The organism is Streptomyces endophytica (assembly GCF_026153355.1).
Taxonomy (GTDB): domain Bacteria; phylum Actinomycetota; class Actinomycetes; order Streptomycetales; family Streptomycetaceae; genus Streptomyces; species Streptomyces endophytica.
Window position 1 is genome coordinate 4,881,712 of sequence record NZ_CP110636.1, and the last position, 16,087, is coordinate 4,897,798.

Sequence of the window (16,087 nt, forward strand, 5' to 3'; positions counted from 1 at the left end):
ATGCCTAGCCGGCGCCCGGGCCCTCGCGGTCGATCAGGGTCTGCACCCCGTCGAGGATGCGGTCCAGGCCGAAGGTGAGCGGGTCCTCGGCGGCCGGGCCGAAGGCGCCGGCCGCGACGGCCCTGGTCAGGGCGGGGAATCGGTCGGCGTGCCGGTCCAGGAGCTCGCCGGTGAGGCGGTTCCACTCCTGGTCCTGCTCCTCGTCGAAGTCGAGCAGCTGCTGCGCGAGGTTGCGGATCAGCCCGACGACGAGCAGGAAGACCTGGTGCCGCTGCGCCGCGGTCAGGCCGGTCGGCTCCAGGGCCGCCAACGCGGCGTCCAGCCAGTCCAGTTGACGGGGTCCCATGGCCTGGCGGCGCATCGCGGTGGCCGTGAGCAGCCAGGGGTGGGCCTGGTAGACACCCCAGGACCGGCGGGCCCACTCGGTCAGCCGCGGCCGCCAGCCGTCTCCCGCCGCCGAGAGGTCGGGCCGCTCCGCGAGTACGGCCTCGATCATCAGCTCGACCAGCTCGGCCTTGCCCGGGACGTAGCGGTACAGCGCCATCGCCGAGACGCCGAACGTGCCGGCGACCTTGTTCATGGAGACGGCTTCCAGGCCCTCGGCGTCGGCCAGCGCCACGGCGGCCTCCGCTATGCGGTGGGGGGTGAGGCTGGGCTTGGGCCCCCGCGTGGGCCGATCCTGCTCGCCCCACAGCAGCGCGAGGCTCGCGCGCACGTCCCGCGCCTCCTTGGCCTTGGTGGTCCTGGCCACGGCGGTCCTCCTTCTCCTCGCAGTCGACGGAAGCCGGTTGACGTCCGCAGCAACTGTATATACCGTAAAGCTCACTGCTGATGGCATAAACAGTTTAGGGGGAACACTCACCATGCTTGGAACCGTTCTCGGGGTTTCTGCTGCCGCCGCCGTCGCCGGGCCCGCCGCGGGGCTGCTGGGATACCGCCAGGTCAAGCGCGCCTCCCTGGCGCGGCGGCTGCACATCACCGCGCCCGGGGGGATCGACGAGGCCGGCTTCGTCCGCATCGGAGGCCTCGACCAGTACGTCTCCATCCGCGGCGAGGACCGCCGCAACCCGGTCGTCCTGGAGCTGCACGGCGGCCCCGGCGCCTCCAACCTGGTCTTCGCCCCGCGCACCCGCGCCTGGGAGAAGCACTTCACGATCGTGCGGTGGGACATGCGCGGCGCCGCCAAGACCTTCGGCCGCGGCGGCCCGGCCGGGCAGGGCGAGATGAGCCTGCGGCGGCTGCAGAGCGACGCCCTGGAGCTGACCGAGCACCTCCGTGCCCGGCTCGGCGTCGGCAAGGTCCTGCTGGTCGCCAACTCCTTCGGCACGTTCGTCGGGCTCCGCCTGGCCCGCGGCAATCCGGAGCTGTTCTCCGGCTACGTCGGCACCGACCAGAACATCGTCGCCGGCGGCCGCGACCTGCCCTCCTACCGCGCCCTGTGCGAGCGGCTCCGGGAATCCGGCAAGCGCAAGGAGCTGGCCGCCGCCACCGCCATGGGGCCCGACGCCTCCGCCTGGAGCGCCGAACAGTGGTCGCAGTACGCCAAGTTGGTCGTCACGTCCGACCCCCTCACCTACGACACCATGAAGACCGTGGTGGTCCGCTCGCTCTGGTTCTCCCCGCTGCACACCCTCCGCGAGCTGCGCACGTACTTCAAGGGCATGAGCTTCTCCGAGCAGCTCGGGCCCGAGGCCATGGGCATCGACGAATGGGCCGAGGGGACCGCGTTCCAGATCCCGTTCTTCCTCTTCCAGGGCGACCGCGACGTGCTCACCCCGCCCGAGCCCGCCCGGCGGTTCTTCGACGATGTCACCGCACCGGTCAAGGACTTCGCGCTCATACGCGACGCCAGCCACTTCGCGTCGTTCCGCCACCCGGACCAGTTCCTGGACCTGATGCTCACCAAGGTGCGGCCCGTGGTGACCGGCCAGCCGATCGCCGCCTGAGCGCGGGTGTGGGGGCGGGCCCCGGTGAGGCCCGCCCGCACGGCTCCGGCCGCCGGGGTCAGACCGCCGGGGTCGCCGCCCAGCTGGCCAGCAGCCGCAGGCGTTCCTCGGTCTGCGAACCGGGCTCCGGCGTGTAGACCACCAGCATCTGGTCCGGTTCTCCGGACACCGTCAAGGTCTCGTACGGCATGGTGAGTTCACCCACCACGGGATGCCGCATGCGCTTCGCCCCCGCGGTCTTCTCCTTGACCAGGTGGTCCGCCCACAGCCGGCGGAAGTCCTCGCTGCCCAGCGACAACTCACCCACCAGCGTGGCCAGTTGCCGGTCGTGCGGATGGCTGCCGGCGTCCAGGCGCAGATAGGCCACGGTCTCCGCGGCCACCGCCGGCCAGTCCGGGTACACCTCGCGCGCCTGCGGGTTGAGGAACACCTGGCGCGGCATGTTGCGCTCCCCGGGCGGCATCTGCGAGAAGCCGACGACGGCATCGCCCAGCGCGTTCCAGGCGAGCACGTCCATGCGCCGGCCGAGGATGAAGGCGGGGACCTTGTCGATGCTGTCCAGGAGGAGGCGCAGACCCGGGCGGACCTTCTGGGGCGCGGCGACGGCGGCGGCCTTGCGGCGGGCGGCGGGCCTGGCCACCGTACGCAGGTACTCCTGCTCGGTGTCGTCCAGGCGCAGGACGCGCCCGACGGCGTCGAGCACGGCATCCGAGACGGAAGGGCCTCGGCCCTGTTCGAGGCGGATGTAGTAGTCGACGCTGACGCCCGCGAGCTGGGCGACCTCCTCCCGCCGCAGGCCCGGCACCCGCCGCCTGCCGTGACCGGGCAGTCCGACCTCCTCGGGCTGGATACGGGCGCGCCGCGAGCGCAGGAAGTCACCGAGTTCCCGGTCCGAGGATATGTCCATGACGTGATCCTAGGCGCCGGAGCCGATCTGCTCCTGGTACTGCCAGACCCAGGAAAACGGCAACCCTGGGTAAGGGCGGCGGACCGCAGCAAGGTGGGGGCATCGCCGGGAGACGCCCGGCGGCAACCACCTCTCACCAGGAGTCCCCATGTCGTACGACACCCTCACCGGCCGTACCGCCGTCGTCACCGGAGCCGCCAGCGGGATGGGCGAGGCCACCGCGCGGCTGCTCGCCGCGCACGGCGTGCGGGTGGCCCTGCTCGCCCGCCGGGCCGAGCGGCTGACGGAACTGACCGCGGAGATCGAGGCGGCGGGCGGGCAGGCCCTCGCGGTCGCCACCGACGTCACCGACCCGGCGTCCGTGGCGGCGGCGACGGAGCGGGTGCACGCCGCGTACGGCCAGGTCGACCTGGTCATCAACGCGGCGGGGGTGATGCTGCCGAACCCGATCACCGAGGGCCGCGCCGACGAATGGCAGCGCATGCTCGACACCAACGTGACCGGTGCGCTCCGCGTCATCGGCGCCTTCACCCCCGACCTGATCGCGGTGGCGGAGTCCGGCCGGACCGCGGACCTGGTCAACATTTCCTCGATAGGCGCGCACGTCCCCTTCCCGAATTACGCGGTGTACGGCGCGACGAAGGCCGCGCTGACGTACCTCTCGCAGTCCCTGCGCACGGAACTGGGCCCGCGCGACGTCCGCGTCACCAACATCGAGCCGGGCCTCACGGACACCGAGCTGGGCGGCCACATCGACAACGCGGAGCTGTCCGGCCAGCTGGACGGGATGTTCGACGCCCTGATCGGCCTGTCCGCGGACGACATCGCGGATCTGATCGCCTACACGACCAGCCGTGCCCGCCACGTCAACCTGCGCCAGGCCATCGTGCTGCCCACGCGCCAGGCGTGAGCCGGCGAGGCGGGAGAGGCCCGATGTGAGACCCCGCACATCGGGTCGGTGAATCTGGCCGGTACGCGCTCTTTCCGTGTATGCCTGGTATTCGCTCTCACCCGGTTTCGGGGTGGAGTGACCGGGATTACGCCGTGGTGTGCCGATAGCGCAGCGCAATCATCGAGATCCCGTATCCGCATTTCTTTGTCGAAATTCCGTATTCATTGGGGGATTTTCCGAGAGGGGCAGCAGAATCGTGCATCGTCTGAAGGTGGCCGTGACCGCACTGGGCATCGGGGCACTCGTCTCCGTCCCGGCGGTCGCCGAGGGCGCCGCGAAGTCCTCGTCCCAGCCGTCCACCACCAGCCCCTTGGCTGCCACCGCGCCCCGGCCCGCATCGGCCGGGCCGGCCGGAATTCCCGGCAGCTGGACGACGAAATTCGCCGATGAATTCAACGGGACGACGCTGTCCCGCACCTGGACGCCCGGCTGGTTCGGCACCGGGGTCACCAAGCCGGTCAACGGCAAGGAACAGGCCTGCTACGACTCCCGCAATGCCACGCTGCCCGGCGACGGTGCCCTGCATCTGAAGGTCAAGGCGGGCCGTTCGACCTGCGGCGGGCAGACCAAGCCGAACACCGGGGCGCTGGTCAGCAGCAACGGCCGGTTCTCTTATACCTATGGGGCCGTGGAGTGGCGTGCGTACCTCCCCTCCGCCGGGACGCAGATAGCCAACTGGCCCGCCCTGTGGTCCAACGGCCAGAACTGGCCGACGGACGGCGAGAACGACACGATGGAGGGGCTCGGCGGAAAGGCCTGCTTCCACTTCCATTCGCCCTCGGGTGGCCCCGGCGCTTGCGCCCCCGGCAACCTGAGCGGGTGGCACACCTTCGGCGCCGACTGGGAGCCGGGCAGCGTCACCTACTACTACGACGGCGTGAAGGTCGGCCGGATCGCGACGGGCATCACCAAGTCCCCGCAGTACCTCATCATGGACCACACCGTGTCGTCGTCGATCGGCGGACCGACCGTCCTGCCGGCGGACATGAAGGTCGATTACGTGAGGGTCTGGCAGCACTGAGCCCCGCCGGGCGGGGCGACCTGACCAACCGTCATACTGCGTGCGATCTTTCTCCCCGCCCGAAGGGAATCGCACGACGTGAACCCGCCTGCCTCCGCCTCCTTCACCCGCACCTCGGTCGCCGTCGTCGGCGCCGGGCCCGCCGGGCTCACCGTCGCGAATCTGCTCCGCGCGGCCGGCGTCGACTGCGTGGTACTGGAGGCGGAGAGCAGGGAGTTCATCGAACAACGGCCGCGCGCCGGCTTCATCGAGGAGTGGGCGGTACACGCCCTGGACCGGCACGGTCTGGCCGGCCGGCTGCTCGAAACGGCCGAGACCCAGGCACAGTTCGAGTTCCGCTTCGACGGGCGGCGGCACACCTTCCGGACGGGCGAACTTTCCGGCCGCCGGCACTTCGTCTACCCCCAGCCGTTGTTGGTCACCGACCTGGTCGCGGCATACGTCGACGAGGCGGGCGGTGACGCCCGCTTCGGCGTGCGCGACGTCCGGCTGCACGACATCGACGGCGACCGGCCCGCCGTGTCGTACACCGATCCGCGGACCGGCGCGCGGCACCACATCGCCTGCGACGTCATCGCCGGCTGTGACGGCGCGCGCGGCGTGACGCGCGCGGCGATACCCGCCGGACGGACCGTCCTGACCCGCTACGACCACGGCGTCGCCTGGCTCGCCCTGCTCGCCGAGGCCCCGCCGTCCGCCGAGGGCGTGGTCTTCGGCATCCATGAGCGCGGGTTCGGCGCCCACATGGCCCGCAGTCCCGAGGTCACCCGCTACTACCTCCAGGTCCCTCCCGGTGCGGACGCGGACGACTGGCCGCACGCCCGGGTCTGGGACGAGCTGCAGACCCGGCTCGCCGCCGCCGGGACCCCGCCCCTGACCGAAGGGCCGCTGCGGGAGAAGGTCGTCCTGGACATGCACAACTACGTCGTGGAACCCATGGCGTACGGCCGGCTCTACCTGGCGGGCGACGCCGCACATCTGGTCGCGCCGATCGCCGCCAAGGGCATGAACCTCGCCCTCAACGACGCCCTGCTGCTCGCCGAGGCGCTGATCGCGCGCCATCACGGCGACGACTCCGGCCTGGCCGGCTACTCGGACGCCTGCCTGCGGCGGGTCTGGCAGTACCTGGAGTTCTCGCAGTGGCTCTCCGAGGTGCTGCACGGCGCCTCGTCCGGCGACCGGTTCCGGGCCGGCACGGCCACCGCCCGGCTGCGCCGGCTGCTGGGTTCCCGTGCGGCGGCCGAGGCGTTCGCCGGTCTGTACCTCGGCGAGGAGGCCGATCTGTGAGGCGCCGTCCGGCGGACCGGGCGGGACGGCTCCGGTGGTGTGACTCACAGGGAGCCGGAGGGTGATGCCCCGGAACGCTGGGTACGGGCCTCATGATCGCCGGGCGGGATACCGCGCCGAAGTGGTAGAAATTCGGCGAAACCATCGATGAGCCGCCAGGGAGAAGGGAGACGCCATGTCCTCGAAGCGCCGTCGCAAGAAGAAGGCACGCCGCAAGAGCGGAGCCAACCACGGCAAGCGGCCGCAGTGCTGAACTGAGGGCACGACCGCCCTCGTCCGTAGCCGGCGCACCCCTGGGGACGACCCCGTCAACCCCGCGGGGCGCCGGCTACGCCTTCGTGGGGCGGGTCATGGCGGACATTCCCTCGCGGCTTCGCCGGCCCGCGTCGGCGCCCGGTCAGGGCTTCGACACGGCGTCGGCTATCCGGAGGGTGGCCTGGACCTGGGTGGCGTCGCGCCGGACCGGGTTGAACGACAGGACCACGCGCCGCTGTTGGTCCCGCGTGGCGACCATCGCCGAGGCGTAGCCGAAGCGTTCGCCGGTCTTCCCCCAGAAGGTGATCCCGTTCACCGTGACCGTCTGCAGCCCAGCGGCGTAGCGCGCCGGGGTGCCGTCCAGCATCCGCACCTCCTCCGGCGGCAGCGTGAACATCCGGTCCAGTTCCCGGGGCGGCAGCAGCTCACCGGAGAACAGGGCGGTGAGGAAGCGGTCCAGATCGCCCGTCGTGGAGATCATCTCGCCCTCGCCCCAGGCGTCCGACTGGTCGAAATCGGTGATGTCCAGCAGGGTGCCGTCCGTCATCTTCAGATAGCCGTGCACATGCGGGCCGTGGATCCGCGGGTCGTTGCCCGGCACGCGGGTGTGGCACAGGCCGAGCGGGCGCAGTATGCGGTCGGCCACGACCTCTCCGTATGGCCGTCCGGTCAGCCGCTCGATGAGCAGCGCCAGCAGGACGTAGTTGATGCCGCGGTACTCCTGTTTCCTGCCGGGCGTGAACTTCATCGGGCCCGGCGGGACGAGGGCGACGATCTGCCGGGGCGTCCACCGGTCGTAGCGGTGCCGGGCGACGGCCTCGGGGGTGGACAGATCCGGTGCGCCCTTCTCGTCGGGGAGTCCGCTGGTGTGGTTCAGCAGCTGCAGCACCGTGATCGGCGGGAACCCGGCGGGCAGCAGTCCGGGCAGCTGGCGCTGGATCGGCGACTCCACCGCGACCCGTCCCTCGGCCGCCAGCTGGAGCACCACCGTGGCGACGAAGACCTTGGTGATGCTCCCGATGCGGAAGGTGTCGCGGGCCCGGACCGCCCGGCCGGTGTCCCGGTCGGCGACGCCCGCGGTGCCGTACCACCGGCCCGCCGAGCCGCTCACCCGCACCTGCGCCGCGGTCAGCTGCGGATGCTCCAGATCACCGATGGCGGCCCGCAGCGCGGGGACGTTCAACGGCGGCACCGGGGGAGCGGGAGGGGCGGACGAGGCGGCGGGCGCGGGCCGGTGCGCCGGCCGCGGGCCGGGCACGCGGCCGGCGGCCCGGGCGGTGCCCGACGCCGCCAGGACCGCCGCACCGGACAGCGCCGCACCCACAACTGCCCTGCGGGACAAGGAAGAAGAACTCATGTGACTCAGCATGAGGAAAGTCCGCCGCGATTCCGTCAGGGCTTTCCCCGACCCGTCCCTGATCTGTCCCTGATCCGCCCCTGAGACAGCCCCGGCCCGGCCGTGATCACGCTCCATGGCGCCGCTCGAAAGGGCGTCACAGACCATGACACTCACGCCGAAACCCCCGGCTAACAGGAAACATCAGCATGTGATCTAGAATCGACGGATGATCTTCATTGTCGTCAAGTTCCCCGTCAAGCCCGAGCACGCCGAAGAATGGCCGCAGCACGTCCACGCCTTCACCGGTGCCACCCGCGCCGAGCCCGGCAACCTGTGGTTCGAGTGGTCGCGCAGCCTGGAGGACCCCAACACCTACGTCCTCGTCGAGGCGTTCCAGGACGACGCCGGCGAGGCGCACGTCAACTCCGACCACTTCCGGGCCGGTCTGGAAACCATGCGCCCGCTGCTGCGCCGTACCCCCGAGATCGTGAGCACCACCATCGAAGGCGCCCACGGCTGGAGCGCAATGGGCGAACTCGCCATCGACTGACGGGCCGTCAGCCGACCAGATGGTCGAGGAACCAGTCCCGGGCGAGTTCCGAGACCTGGTCCAGGGCGCCGTGCTCCTCGAAGAGGTGGGTGGCGCCGGGCACGACGTCGAGGCGGGTCTCGCAGCGCAGGGCGGATTCCGCCTCGCGGTTGAGGTCGAGGACCAGCGGGTCGTTGCCGCCGACGATGAGCAGGGTCGGAGCGCGGACGCCGGCCAGCAGCGGCCCGGCGAGGTCCGGGCGGCCGCCGCGGGAGACCACGGCGCCGATGTCCGCACTCGGGGAGGCGGCGGCCCGTAGCGCGGCGGCCGCCCCGGTGCTCGCGCCGAAGTAGCCGATGGGCACGGGAACGCGGCCGCGCAGCCACTCGGTGGCGTCGGTCAGCCGCTCGGCCAGCGTCTCGATGGCGAAGACGTTCGCCCGGTTGGCCTCCTCCGCCGGTGTGAGCAGATCGAAGAGCAGGGTGCCCAGACCCGCCCGGTTGAGGGCGGTGGCGACCAGGCGGTTACGGGGGCTGTGCCGGCTGCTGCCCGAGCCGTGGGCGAACATCACGACCGCCTTGGCGCCCGCCGGCAAGGTCAGATCGCCGGCCAGCCGGACCCCGGCGGCGTCGATGGCCACCTCCTCCTCGACGTCCACGTCCGCCACGGGGGCCGCACCCTCCTCCGGGCCCAGGTCGTCCCCCGCGCCCGGATTCCCGTCGGCGGTCGTGCCGCCACCCGTACCGGACCGCGCGGCGGCCTGCGCCAGCAGCGAGACCACTTCGTCGTCGGGGGTCTGGGAGAAGTCCTGGTACCACTCGCCCACGGCGGAGAACCCGAACGGCGTGGAGAGACAGACGAATTCATCGGCGCTGCCGCGGAGCCGATCGGCCGCGTCCGGAGGCGCCACCGGCACGGCCAGCACCACCCGGGCCGCGCCCTGCGCCCGTACCACCTCGCAGGCGGCGGCCGCCGTGGAGCCGGTGGCGATGCCGTCGTCCACCAGGATCGCGGTCCGCCCCTCAAGGGACAGCCGGGGGCGTCCGGCGCGGAACTTCTCCGCCTGGCGCACCAGTTCCGCCTCCTCGGTGCGCTCGACGGACGCCAGGTCCGCCTGGCCGAGGTGGCCGCGGCGGACGATGTCGTCGCTGATCACCCGCACGCCGCCCTCACCGATGGCACCGAATCCCAGCTCCCGCTGGTACGGGACGCCGAGCTTGCGGACCACGATCACATCGAGCGGCGCGTTCAGCGCCCGCGCCACCTGGAAGGCCACCGGAACCCCGCCCCGCGGCAGACCCAGCACCACGGGCTCTTCCTCCGCCAGCTGCGTCAGCGCTTCGGCAAGGCGCTGACCTGCGTCGACGCGGTCGGTGAACAGCACGATGCGCACCCCCTGCCCAGGGGACGGATGTCACGTCCATACCTGTCTCGGACCCCGTACACCTGTCTCCGACGTAACCGCAAGTGGGGGGCGGACGCAAGTCGGGCCGGCCGCCGTCGGCAGTACACCGCCGACCGTGGTTACCGTCGTGCACATGGAACACATCCGGGCGGTGCTGATCGATATCGACGGGGTGCTCACGGTGTCCTGGAAGGCCCTGCCGGGCGCCGTCGAGGCCATGGAACGGTTGCGCGCCGCGGACCTTCCGCTGGCGCTGGTCACCAACACCACCTCGCGCACCCGCGCGGAGATCGCCCGGCGACTGACCGGGGAGGGGTTCCCGGTCAGCGCCGACGACATCCTCACCGCACCCGCGGTCACCGCCGCCTACCTGCGAGAACACCATCCCGGCGCACGCTGTCTGCTGATCAACAGCGGCGACGTCCGGGCCGATCTGGAGGGCGTCGACCTCGTGTCGGAGCCGGACGGGCCGGAGCCGGACGGGCCGGAGTCGGACCGGCCGGAGCGGGACCGGCCGAAGACGGACACCGGGGCGGCGCCGGAGGTGGTGGTCTTCGGTGGGGCGGGCGAGGAATTCGGCTATACGGCGCTGAATACGGCGTTCCGGCATCTGCAGTCCGGTGCCCGGCTCATCGCCATGCACCGCAATCTGTACTGGCGCACGGCACAGGGGCTGGACCTGGACACCGGCGCCTTCCTCCTGGGGCTGGAACGGGCCGCGCGGGTCGAGGCCGTGGTCACCGGAAAGCCGTCCGCGGCCTTCTTCGGCGCCGCACTGGCGCATCTGGGCACGTCCGCCTCCGACACGCTGATGGTGGGCGACGACGTCGAGTCCGACGTACTGGCGGCCCAGCGCTGCGGGATCACCGGTGTGCTGGTCAGGACCGGCAAGTACCAGACCGAGGCCGTCGAGGCGGCCGACGGGACCCCGGACCGGGTCATCGACGCGTTCGCCGATCTGCCGGAGCTGCTGGGCCGCTGAGGAGCGCGGCGATGTCCGTCGCCGTCCAGTGGCCGCGCGCGCCCGGGCAGCCCGCCAGATAGTCGGCGGCGCGGCGCGCGCTCCACCCGTGGGAGGCGATGATCCCGGCCGCGATGTGGCGCAGATAGGCCGCGGACGGCGGGTTCAGGTCGACGGTGCCGTCGTCACTGCGCCAGGGGGCCGTGAAGGTCAGCACCGGCAGCCCGTCCAGCCGCCCGGCACACACCAGGGTTTCGTAGCGGCCCGGGCCGATCCGCGCCCTTCCCGCCCGCAGCGCCTCGGTGAGGTCGAGCGCGCCGCCCGGTTCGCGGTACATCTCCTGGGCGGCGATGTCGGAGAACTGCTCGGCGGTCAGGAGGTAGAGCCGCGCGGGGAGTTCGGGGGCCCGGCCGTCGTCGCCGTGCGGGGGCCGCGGGGCGCGGTGGTCGGGGTCGTAGAAGGCGCGGCCGCCGGTCCACACCTGCGAGGTGGTGGCGAAGTACATCCGGCCGGGCAGCATGACCGGCTCGGTACGGGCGGGCGGGCGCGGGTCCCGGCAGCCGGGATAGCTGCGCAGCCCGCCGGTCGGGCGGCCGCCGGCCAGGTAGTACGTCAGCCGGTCGAGGTGCATGTTGGAGCCGTAGGCGGCGTACCACAGGTGACACGCCCCGTCCGGACGGCACGGATGGCATGCGCCGTCCGGACGGGCGGTGGCGTCGTCGAGGCGTCGGGGCCTGGTCACGTCTTCACGCTACGCGCAGGACGTGGCGTCGTGCGTGCGCCGCCGTCGTGCGTGCGCCCGGGGCCGGAAATGGCCTGACCCGGACGGGTCGGCGAAAGGAGGGCGGCGGCGCGGGTTTTGCGCGGTATCGGCTGGAGAAGCGCACTGGACGGACAGGGTCGCCCGAAGGACGGAGGCAGTGTGCCGGACACCGCGGCAGGAACCGGAACGGACGGGGCAGCACGGAGGACAACGGAGGTACCGGGGAGGGCGGCGGGCGTCGGTCGCCGGGGGATGCTCGCGGCGTCCGCGGCGGCCGGCCTCACGCTGCTCACCGGCTGCGGGGAGGAGCCGTCCCCCGGCCGCTCGGACGCCAAGCCCGCCCCCCGGCCCTCGCACACCTCGCCCACCCCTTCCAGCACACCCGGCTCATCCGGCCCGCACGGTTCCCCCGCCCCGGCCCGGACACCCCACCGCCCGCACCGGCCCCGGCCAGAACTCCCCCGAGGAGGACGGGAGTTGTTCCCGCGGTACCGGATGGTCGGCTTCTGCGGCCTGCCCGGTGCGGCGGCGCTCGGCCGGCTCGGGACCGGGGACCCGGCGGAGCGCGCCGACGAGATCGAGAAGACGGCCCGCCGGTTCGCGGCGGGGCGCGAACCGCTGCCCGTACTGGAGCTGCTGGCCGTGGTCGCCAACTCCACCCCCGGCCCGGACGGCACCTACCGTTCCCGGACGCCCGCCGCGACGATCGCCCGCTTCCACCGGCTGGCGCGCCGCCGGCGGGCGATGCTGCTGCTGAACGTCCAGCCCGGGCGGGCGGCGGTGCTCGACGAGGTCAAGGCGCTGCGGGAGTGGCTGGTCCACCCGGACGTGGGGGTGGCGCTGGACCCCGAGTGGGAGATGGGCCCCGGCCAGGTGCCGGGTGACTCCTTCGGCCGGACCGACGGCCACGAGCTGACCTCGGTGGCCCGCTATCTGTCGGGGCTGGTCGAGGCGCACGATCTGCCGGAGAAACCGCTGGTCTTCCATCAGGTCGCCACCTCCGTCGTACGGGAGCAGTCGGCGCTGCGGCCGCAGCCGGGCGTGGCGCTGGTCAAGAGCGCCGACGGCATCGGCTCACCGGGGCTCAAACGCGGTACCTGGAGGCGGCTGGTGCGCGAACTGCCGGACGGGCTGCACACCGGGTTCAAGCTCTTCTACGAGGAGGACGCGCAGGGCGGCGGCCGCCTGATGACGCCGAAGGAGGTGCTGGCGCTCAGGCCGCAGCCGGAGTACGTGATGTACGAGTGAGGAGGCCGTCCACGAACCGGACGGGCACCCAGGTACCGGGCCGGTCCGCCCGGGGCCGCGGGTGTCCCGGGCGCCGGCGCCCGGCTCCGCGGGAGGTGCGGGTCGGAAACTGCTTGTGCGTGCGGCCACTTCACGGCGGCCCACCTGCGCCGCGGGCCGTCCGGAGGCACCATGGCCCTATGTTGCTGGCCGCTCTCGCGCAGGTGTCAGGGGAGGTGGCCGCGACCTCGGCGCGGTCGCGGAAGATCGCGCTGCTGGCCGGGCTGTTCCGGGCCGCGGCGCCGGAGGACGTCCCGGTGGTCATCCCGTATCTGGCCGGGAGGCTGCCCCAGGGGCGGATCGGGGTCGGCTGGAGCGTGCTGCGCGAGCCGGTGCCGGCGGCGGACCGCGCCACGCTGACCGTACGGGAGGCGGACGCGGCGCTGACCGGGCTGGCCGGGGTCGCCGGGGCCGGGGCGCAGGCGGAACGGCGCCGGCGGGTGCGGGAGCTGCTGGGCGCGGCGACCGCCGAGGAGCAGCGGTTCCTGGTCGGGCTGCTCACCGGCGAGGTGCGCCAGGGCGCGCTGGACGCCCTCGCGGCCGAGGGGCTGGCGGCGGCGACCGAGGTGCCCGCCGGGGACGTCCGCCGGGCGGTGATGCTCGCGGGCTCGCTGCCGGACGTGGCCCGGGCGCTGCTCGCGGAGGGGCCGGCGGCGCTGACCCGCTTCCGGCTGACCGTCGGCCGGCCGGTCGGGCCGATGCTGGCGCACAGCGCGAAGTCCGTGGCCGAGGCCATCGACCGACTGGGGGCCTGCGCCGTGGAGGAGAAGCTCGACGGCATCCGCGTGCAGGTGCACCGGGACGGCCCGGACGTACGGATCTACACCCGCACGCTGGACGAGGTCACCGGCCGGCTGCCCGAGGTGACCGCCGCCGCCAAGGAGCTGCCGGCCGGTCGCTTCATCCTCGACGGCGAGGTGATCGCCCTCGGCCCGGACGGCCGTCCGGTGCCGTTCCAGCAGGTCGCCGGCCGGTTCGGGTCGCGGGTCGATGTCGCCGCCGCGCGGGCCGCGCTGCCGCTCTCCGCGGTCTTCTTCGACGTCCTGGCGGTGGACGGCCGGGAACTGCTGGAACTGCCGGGCGCCCGGCGGCATGCGGAGCTGGCGCGGCTGGTGCCGGAGCCGATGCGGGTGCGGCGCCGGGTGGTCGAGGACCCGGCCGATCCCGCGGCCCGCGCGGCCGCCGAGGAGTTCTGGACCCGGACGCTCGACCGCGGCCACGAGGGCGTGCTGGTCAAGGCGCTCGACGCCCCCTACAGCGCGGGCCGCCGGGGCGCCGCCTGGCTGAAGGTGAAGCCGGTGCACACCCTCGACCTGGTGGTGCTCGCGGCCGAGTGGGGGCACGGCCGGCGCACCGGGAAGCTGTCCAACCTCCACCTGGGCGCCCGCGACCCGGACGGCGGGTTCGTGATGCTCGGCAAGACCTTCAAGGGGCTCACCGACGCCGTCCTGAGCTGGCAGACCGAGCGGCTGCGGGAGCTCGCGGTGTCCGACGACGGATACGTGGTGACCGTGCGGCCGGAACTGGTCGTGGAGATCGCCTACGACGGGTTGCAGACGTCCTCGCGCTACCCGGCGGGGGTGACGCTGCGGTTCGCGCGCGTGCTGCGCTACCGGGAGGACAAGACGGCCGCGGAGGCGGACACGGTGGGCACCGTCCTCGCCGCGCGTCCCGGCGGGCAGGCGTAGGCCGTGGCGGCGCGGCGCAGCGCCGGGCTGCTGCTGTACCGGGGCGGCGGGACCGGGGTCGAGGTGCTGCTGGCGCACATGGGCGGACCGCTATGGGCCCGGCGGGACGCGGGCGCCTGGACCGTGCCCAAGGGGAGTACCTGCCGCCCGAGGAGCCGTGGGCCGCCGCCCGGCGGGAGTTCGAGGAGGAGCTCGGGGTGCCGCCGCCCGACGGCCCCTGCGTGCCGCTGGGGGAGACCCGCCAGGCCGGCGGCAAGGTGGTGACCGTGTGGGCCGTCGAGGGCGATCTCGACCCGGAACGGATCGTGCCCGGCACCTTCACCATGGAATGGCCGCGTGGCTCCGGCACGGTCCGCAGCTTCCCGGAGATCGACCGGGTGGCGTGGTTCTCCCCGGAGGAGGCGCACGGGCGGCTGGTGACGGGCCAGCGGGTGTTCCTGGAACGCCTCGCCGACCGGCTCACGGCCGGCGACTGACCTCCGGGCCCGCGGAGTGCGCCCGGCACCCGGCCGGAACCGGCCGGGTGCCCCCTGGCCGGAACCGGCCGCCGGGCCGCCGTGGACCGCGCCCCGCGCTCCCCGCCTTCACCACCTGTGCACACGCCAGGCCCTCTGTCGCCCTGGACACCCTGTGCCCGGACCGGCAGTCTGACGGCGGGGCCTGGGGGAGGCCCGGAACGGCGGGCTCCGGCAACGGGGTCATGAGCATGCCGCGGGGGCCGCATGTTGCGCATCCACTTCGAGGACCGGGACGTCGCGCGGGTGCAGATCGCCGCGGAACCCGATCCCCTCTGGGAGACGGTGCTGGCGATGCACCAGCTGGTGCCGGCCGGTCCCACGGTGCCGGTGTACGCGGCCTGGCGGGCCCGGGCCCGGCGCGAACTGGACGCACGCGGGCTGGCCCGGGCCGCCCGGCTGATCAGCGCCCTGGCCCCGGCCGGCGCCCGCTACTTCCCGGACTTCCTCACCCCCGACGCGGCCCGCGACGGGCTCGCGGCGGGTCTGGCGGCGCTCCGCGACACCCCCGCCGAGCGGCTGCTCGCGGAGGCCGCCCGGGCCGCGCTGCCGGCCCGGCTGCCGCGCTGGACCGGCGCGCTGGCCGCGGGCAGCCGGCAGCCGCTGGACGAACTGGCCACCGCCCTGAAGGAGGTGCACCGTGCGGTGGTCGCGCCCGACTGGACGCAGGTGGCCGCCACGGTCGGCTGCGACCGCGGCGCCCGGACCGGCGCGTTCTGCCGCGGCGGAGTGGAGGGCATGCTCAACTCCCTGCTCCCGTCCGCGCGTTGGGACCCACCGGTGCTGTCCGTGGACTATCCGTACGAGCGCGAGCTGTATCTGCGCGGCCGCGGGCTGCGGCTGATCCCGTCCCACTTCTGCTGGCGCCGGCCCATCGCGCTCGCCGACCCCGGGCTGCCGCCGGTCCTCGTCCACCCGGTGGAACACCCCACCTCCTGGGTGCCGGCCGCGACCCGCAGCTGCCGCCCGGAGGCCCTGTCCGCCCTGCTCGGCCGGACCCGGGCCCGGATCCTCGCCGCCCTCGACGCGCCCGCCACCACCGGTGAACTGGCCCGCCGGCTACGGGTCTCCGCGCCGTCGGCCAGCGAGCACGTCAGCGCGCTGCGCGAGGCCAACCTGGCCCGCAGCCGGCGCGACGGCGGCTGCGTCGTCCATGCCCTCACCCCGCTCGGCAGCGCGCTGCTGCGCGGCGAGCTCGCACCGGCCCGCCTGCCGGAGTGAGGGCCCCACAC

At 73.4% G+C, this 16,087-nt stretch carries 15 protein-coding genes and 1 pseudogene; 11 read left to right on the forward strand and 5 right to left on the reverse strand.

The window, feature by feature from the left end; translation table 11 throughout:
• Positions 1 to 4: 4 nt before the first annotated feature.
• On the reverse strand, positions 5 to 751 hold the full coding sequence (locus tag OJ254_RS21850; protein ID WP_265363681.1) for a TetR/AcrR family transcriptional regulator C-terminal domain-containing protein: 747 nt from the start codon (positions 749 to 751) through the stop codon (positions 5 to 7).
• Between the two features lie 112 nt (positions 752 to 863).
• Between OJ254_RS21850 and OJ254_RS21855 the strand changes: the two genes are divergently transcribed.
• The gene (locus OJ254_RS21855) at positions 864 to 1,946 is read left to right on the forward strand and encodes an alpha/beta fold hydrolase (RefSeq protein ID WP_265363682.1); all 1,083 of its coding nucleotides are present in this window, start codon (positions 864 to 866) and stop codon (positions 1,944 to 1,946) included.
• Positions 1,947 to 2,004: 58 nt separating this feature from the next.
• On the opposite strand, the gene OJ254_RS21860 is transcribed toward OJ254_RS21855, so the two are convergent.
• Complete coding sequence (locus OJ254_RS21860; RefSeq protein WP_265363683.1) at positions 2,005 to 2,853, reverse strand: helix-turn-helix transcriptional regulator; 849 nt, start codon at positions 2,851 to 2,853, stop codon at positions 2,005 to 2,007.
• 148 nt (positions 2,854 to 3,001) lie between these two features.
• Between OJ254_RS21860 and OJ254_RS21865 the strand changes: the two genes are divergently transcribed.
• The 4 genes from OJ254_RS21865 to OJ254_RS31705 all read left to right on the forward strand — a co-directional run bounded on the left by OJ254_RS21865 (position 3,002) and on the right by OJ254_RS31705 (position 6,366).
• Complete coding sequence (locus tag OJ254_RS21865) at positions 3,002 to 3,763, forward strand: SDR family oxidoreductase (RefSeq protein WP_265363684.1); 762 nt, start codon at positions 3,002 to 3,004, stop codon at positions 3,761 to 3,763.
• A 238-nt stretch (positions 3,764 to 4,001) separates the two neighbouring features.
• Positions 4,002 to 4,826 carry a glycoside hydrolase family 16 protein gene (locus OJ254_RS21870; RefSeq protein WP_265363685.1) on the forward strand — a complete coding sequence of 275 codons (825 nt, stop codon included), beginning with the start codon at positions 4,002 to 4,004 and terminating at the stop codon, positions 4,824 to 4,826.
• 78 nt (positions 4,827 to 4,904) lie between these two features.
• A complete protein-coding gene (locus OJ254_RS21875) occupies positions 4,905 to 6,113 on the forward strand; it encodes a 4-hydroxybenzoate 3-monooxygenase (protein ID WP_265363686.1) in 1,209 nt (402 codons plus the stop codon).
• A gap of 175 nt (positions 6,114 to 6,288) precedes the next feature.
• Positions 6,289 to 6,366 carry a 50S ribosomal protein bL37 gene (locus tag OJ254_RS31705; RefSeq protein WP_410011335.1) on the forward strand — a complete coding sequence of 26 codons (78 nt, stop codon included), beginning with the start codon at positions 6,289 to 6,291 and terminating at the stop codon, positions 6,364 to 6,366.
• A 144-nt stretch (positions 6,367 to 6,510) separates the two neighbouring features.
• On the opposite strand, the gene OJ254_RS21880 is transcribed toward OJ254_RS31705, so the two are convergent.
• Positions 6,511 to 7,725 carry a serine hydrolase domain-containing protein gene (locus tag OJ254_RS21880; protein ID WP_265363687.1) on the reverse strand — a complete coding sequence of 405 codons (1,215 nt, stop codon included), beginning with the start codon at positions 7,723 to 7,725 and terminating at the stop codon, positions 6,511 to 6,513.
• A 208-nt stretch (positions 7,726 to 7,933) separates the two neighbouring features.
• On the opposite strand from OJ254_RS21880, the gene OJ254_RS21885 reads away from it, so the two are divergent.
• Positions 7,934 to 8,257: a putative quinol monooxygenase gene (locus OJ254_RS21885; protein ID WP_265363688.1), complete on the forward strand. Its 324-nt coding sequence runs from the start codon at positions 7,934 to 7,936 to the stop codon at positions 8,255 to 8,257.
• Between the two features lie 7 nt (positions 8,258 to 8,264).
• Here OJ254_RS21885 and OJ254_RS21890 read toward each other — a convergent pair whose 3' ends face one another.
• Positions 8,265 to 9,620 carry a phosphoribosyltransferase family protein gene (locus OJ254_RS21890; RefSeq protein WP_265363689.1) on the reverse strand — a complete coding sequence of 452 codons (1,356 nt, stop codon included), beginning with the start codon at positions 9,618 to 9,620 and terminating at the stop codon, positions 8,265 to 8,267.
• 154 nt (positions 9,621 to 9,774) lie between these two features.
• On the opposite strand from OJ254_RS21890, the gene OJ254_RS21895 reads away from it, so the two are divergent.
• The gene (locus OJ254_RS21895) at positions 9,775 to 10,623 is read left to right on the forward strand and encodes an HAD-IIA family hydrolase (RefSeq protein WP_265363690.1); all 849 of its coding nucleotides are present in this window, start codon (positions 9,775 to 9,777) and stop codon (positions 10,621 to 10,623) included.
• On the opposite strand, the gene OJ254_RS21900 is transcribed toward OJ254_RS21895, so the two are convergent.
• Positions 10,580 to 11,344, reverse strand: a complete 765-nt coding sequence (locus tag OJ254_RS21900) for a histone deacetylase (RefSeq protein WP_423835933.1) — start codon at positions 11,342 to 11,344, stop codon at positions 10,580 to 10,582. The genes OJ254_RS21895 and OJ254_RS21900 overlap by 44 nt on opposite strands.
• 498 nt (positions 11,345 to 11,842) lie before the next feature.
• Between OJ254_RS21900 and OJ254_RS21905 the strand changes: the two genes are divergently transcribed.
• The 4 genes and pseudogenes from OJ254_RS21905 to OJ254_RS21920 all read left to right on the forward strand — a co-directional run bounded on the left by OJ254_RS21905 (position 11,843) and on the right by OJ254_RS21920 (position 16,076).
• Positions 11,843 to 12,613, forward strand: a complete 771-nt coding sequence (locus OJ254_RS21905; RefSeq protein ID WP_265363691.1) for a hypothetical protein — start codon at positions 11,843 to 11,845, stop codon at positions 12,611 to 12,613.
• A 179-nt stretch (positions 12,614 to 12,792) separates the two neighbouring features.
• Positions 12,793 to 14,340 (forward strand): ATP-dependent DNA ligase, encoded by a 1,548-nt coding sequence (locus OJ254_RS21910; RefSeq protein ID WP_265363692.1) that lies wholly within the window; start codon positions 12,793 to 12,795, stop codon positions 14,338 to 14,340.
• A gap of 3 nt (positions 14,341 to 14,343) precedes the next feature.
• Positions 14,344 to 14,816, forward strand: a pseudogene (locus OJ254_RS21915) (NUDIX hydrolase).
• A gap of 246 nt (positions 14,817 to 15,062) precedes the next feature.
• A complete protein-coding gene (locus OJ254_RS21920) occupies positions 15,063 to 16,076 on the forward strand; it encodes a winged helix-turn-helix domain-containing protein (RefSeq protein WP_265363693.1) in 1,014 nt (337 codons plus the stop codon).
• Positions 16,077 to 16,087 lie beyond the last annotated feature (11 nt).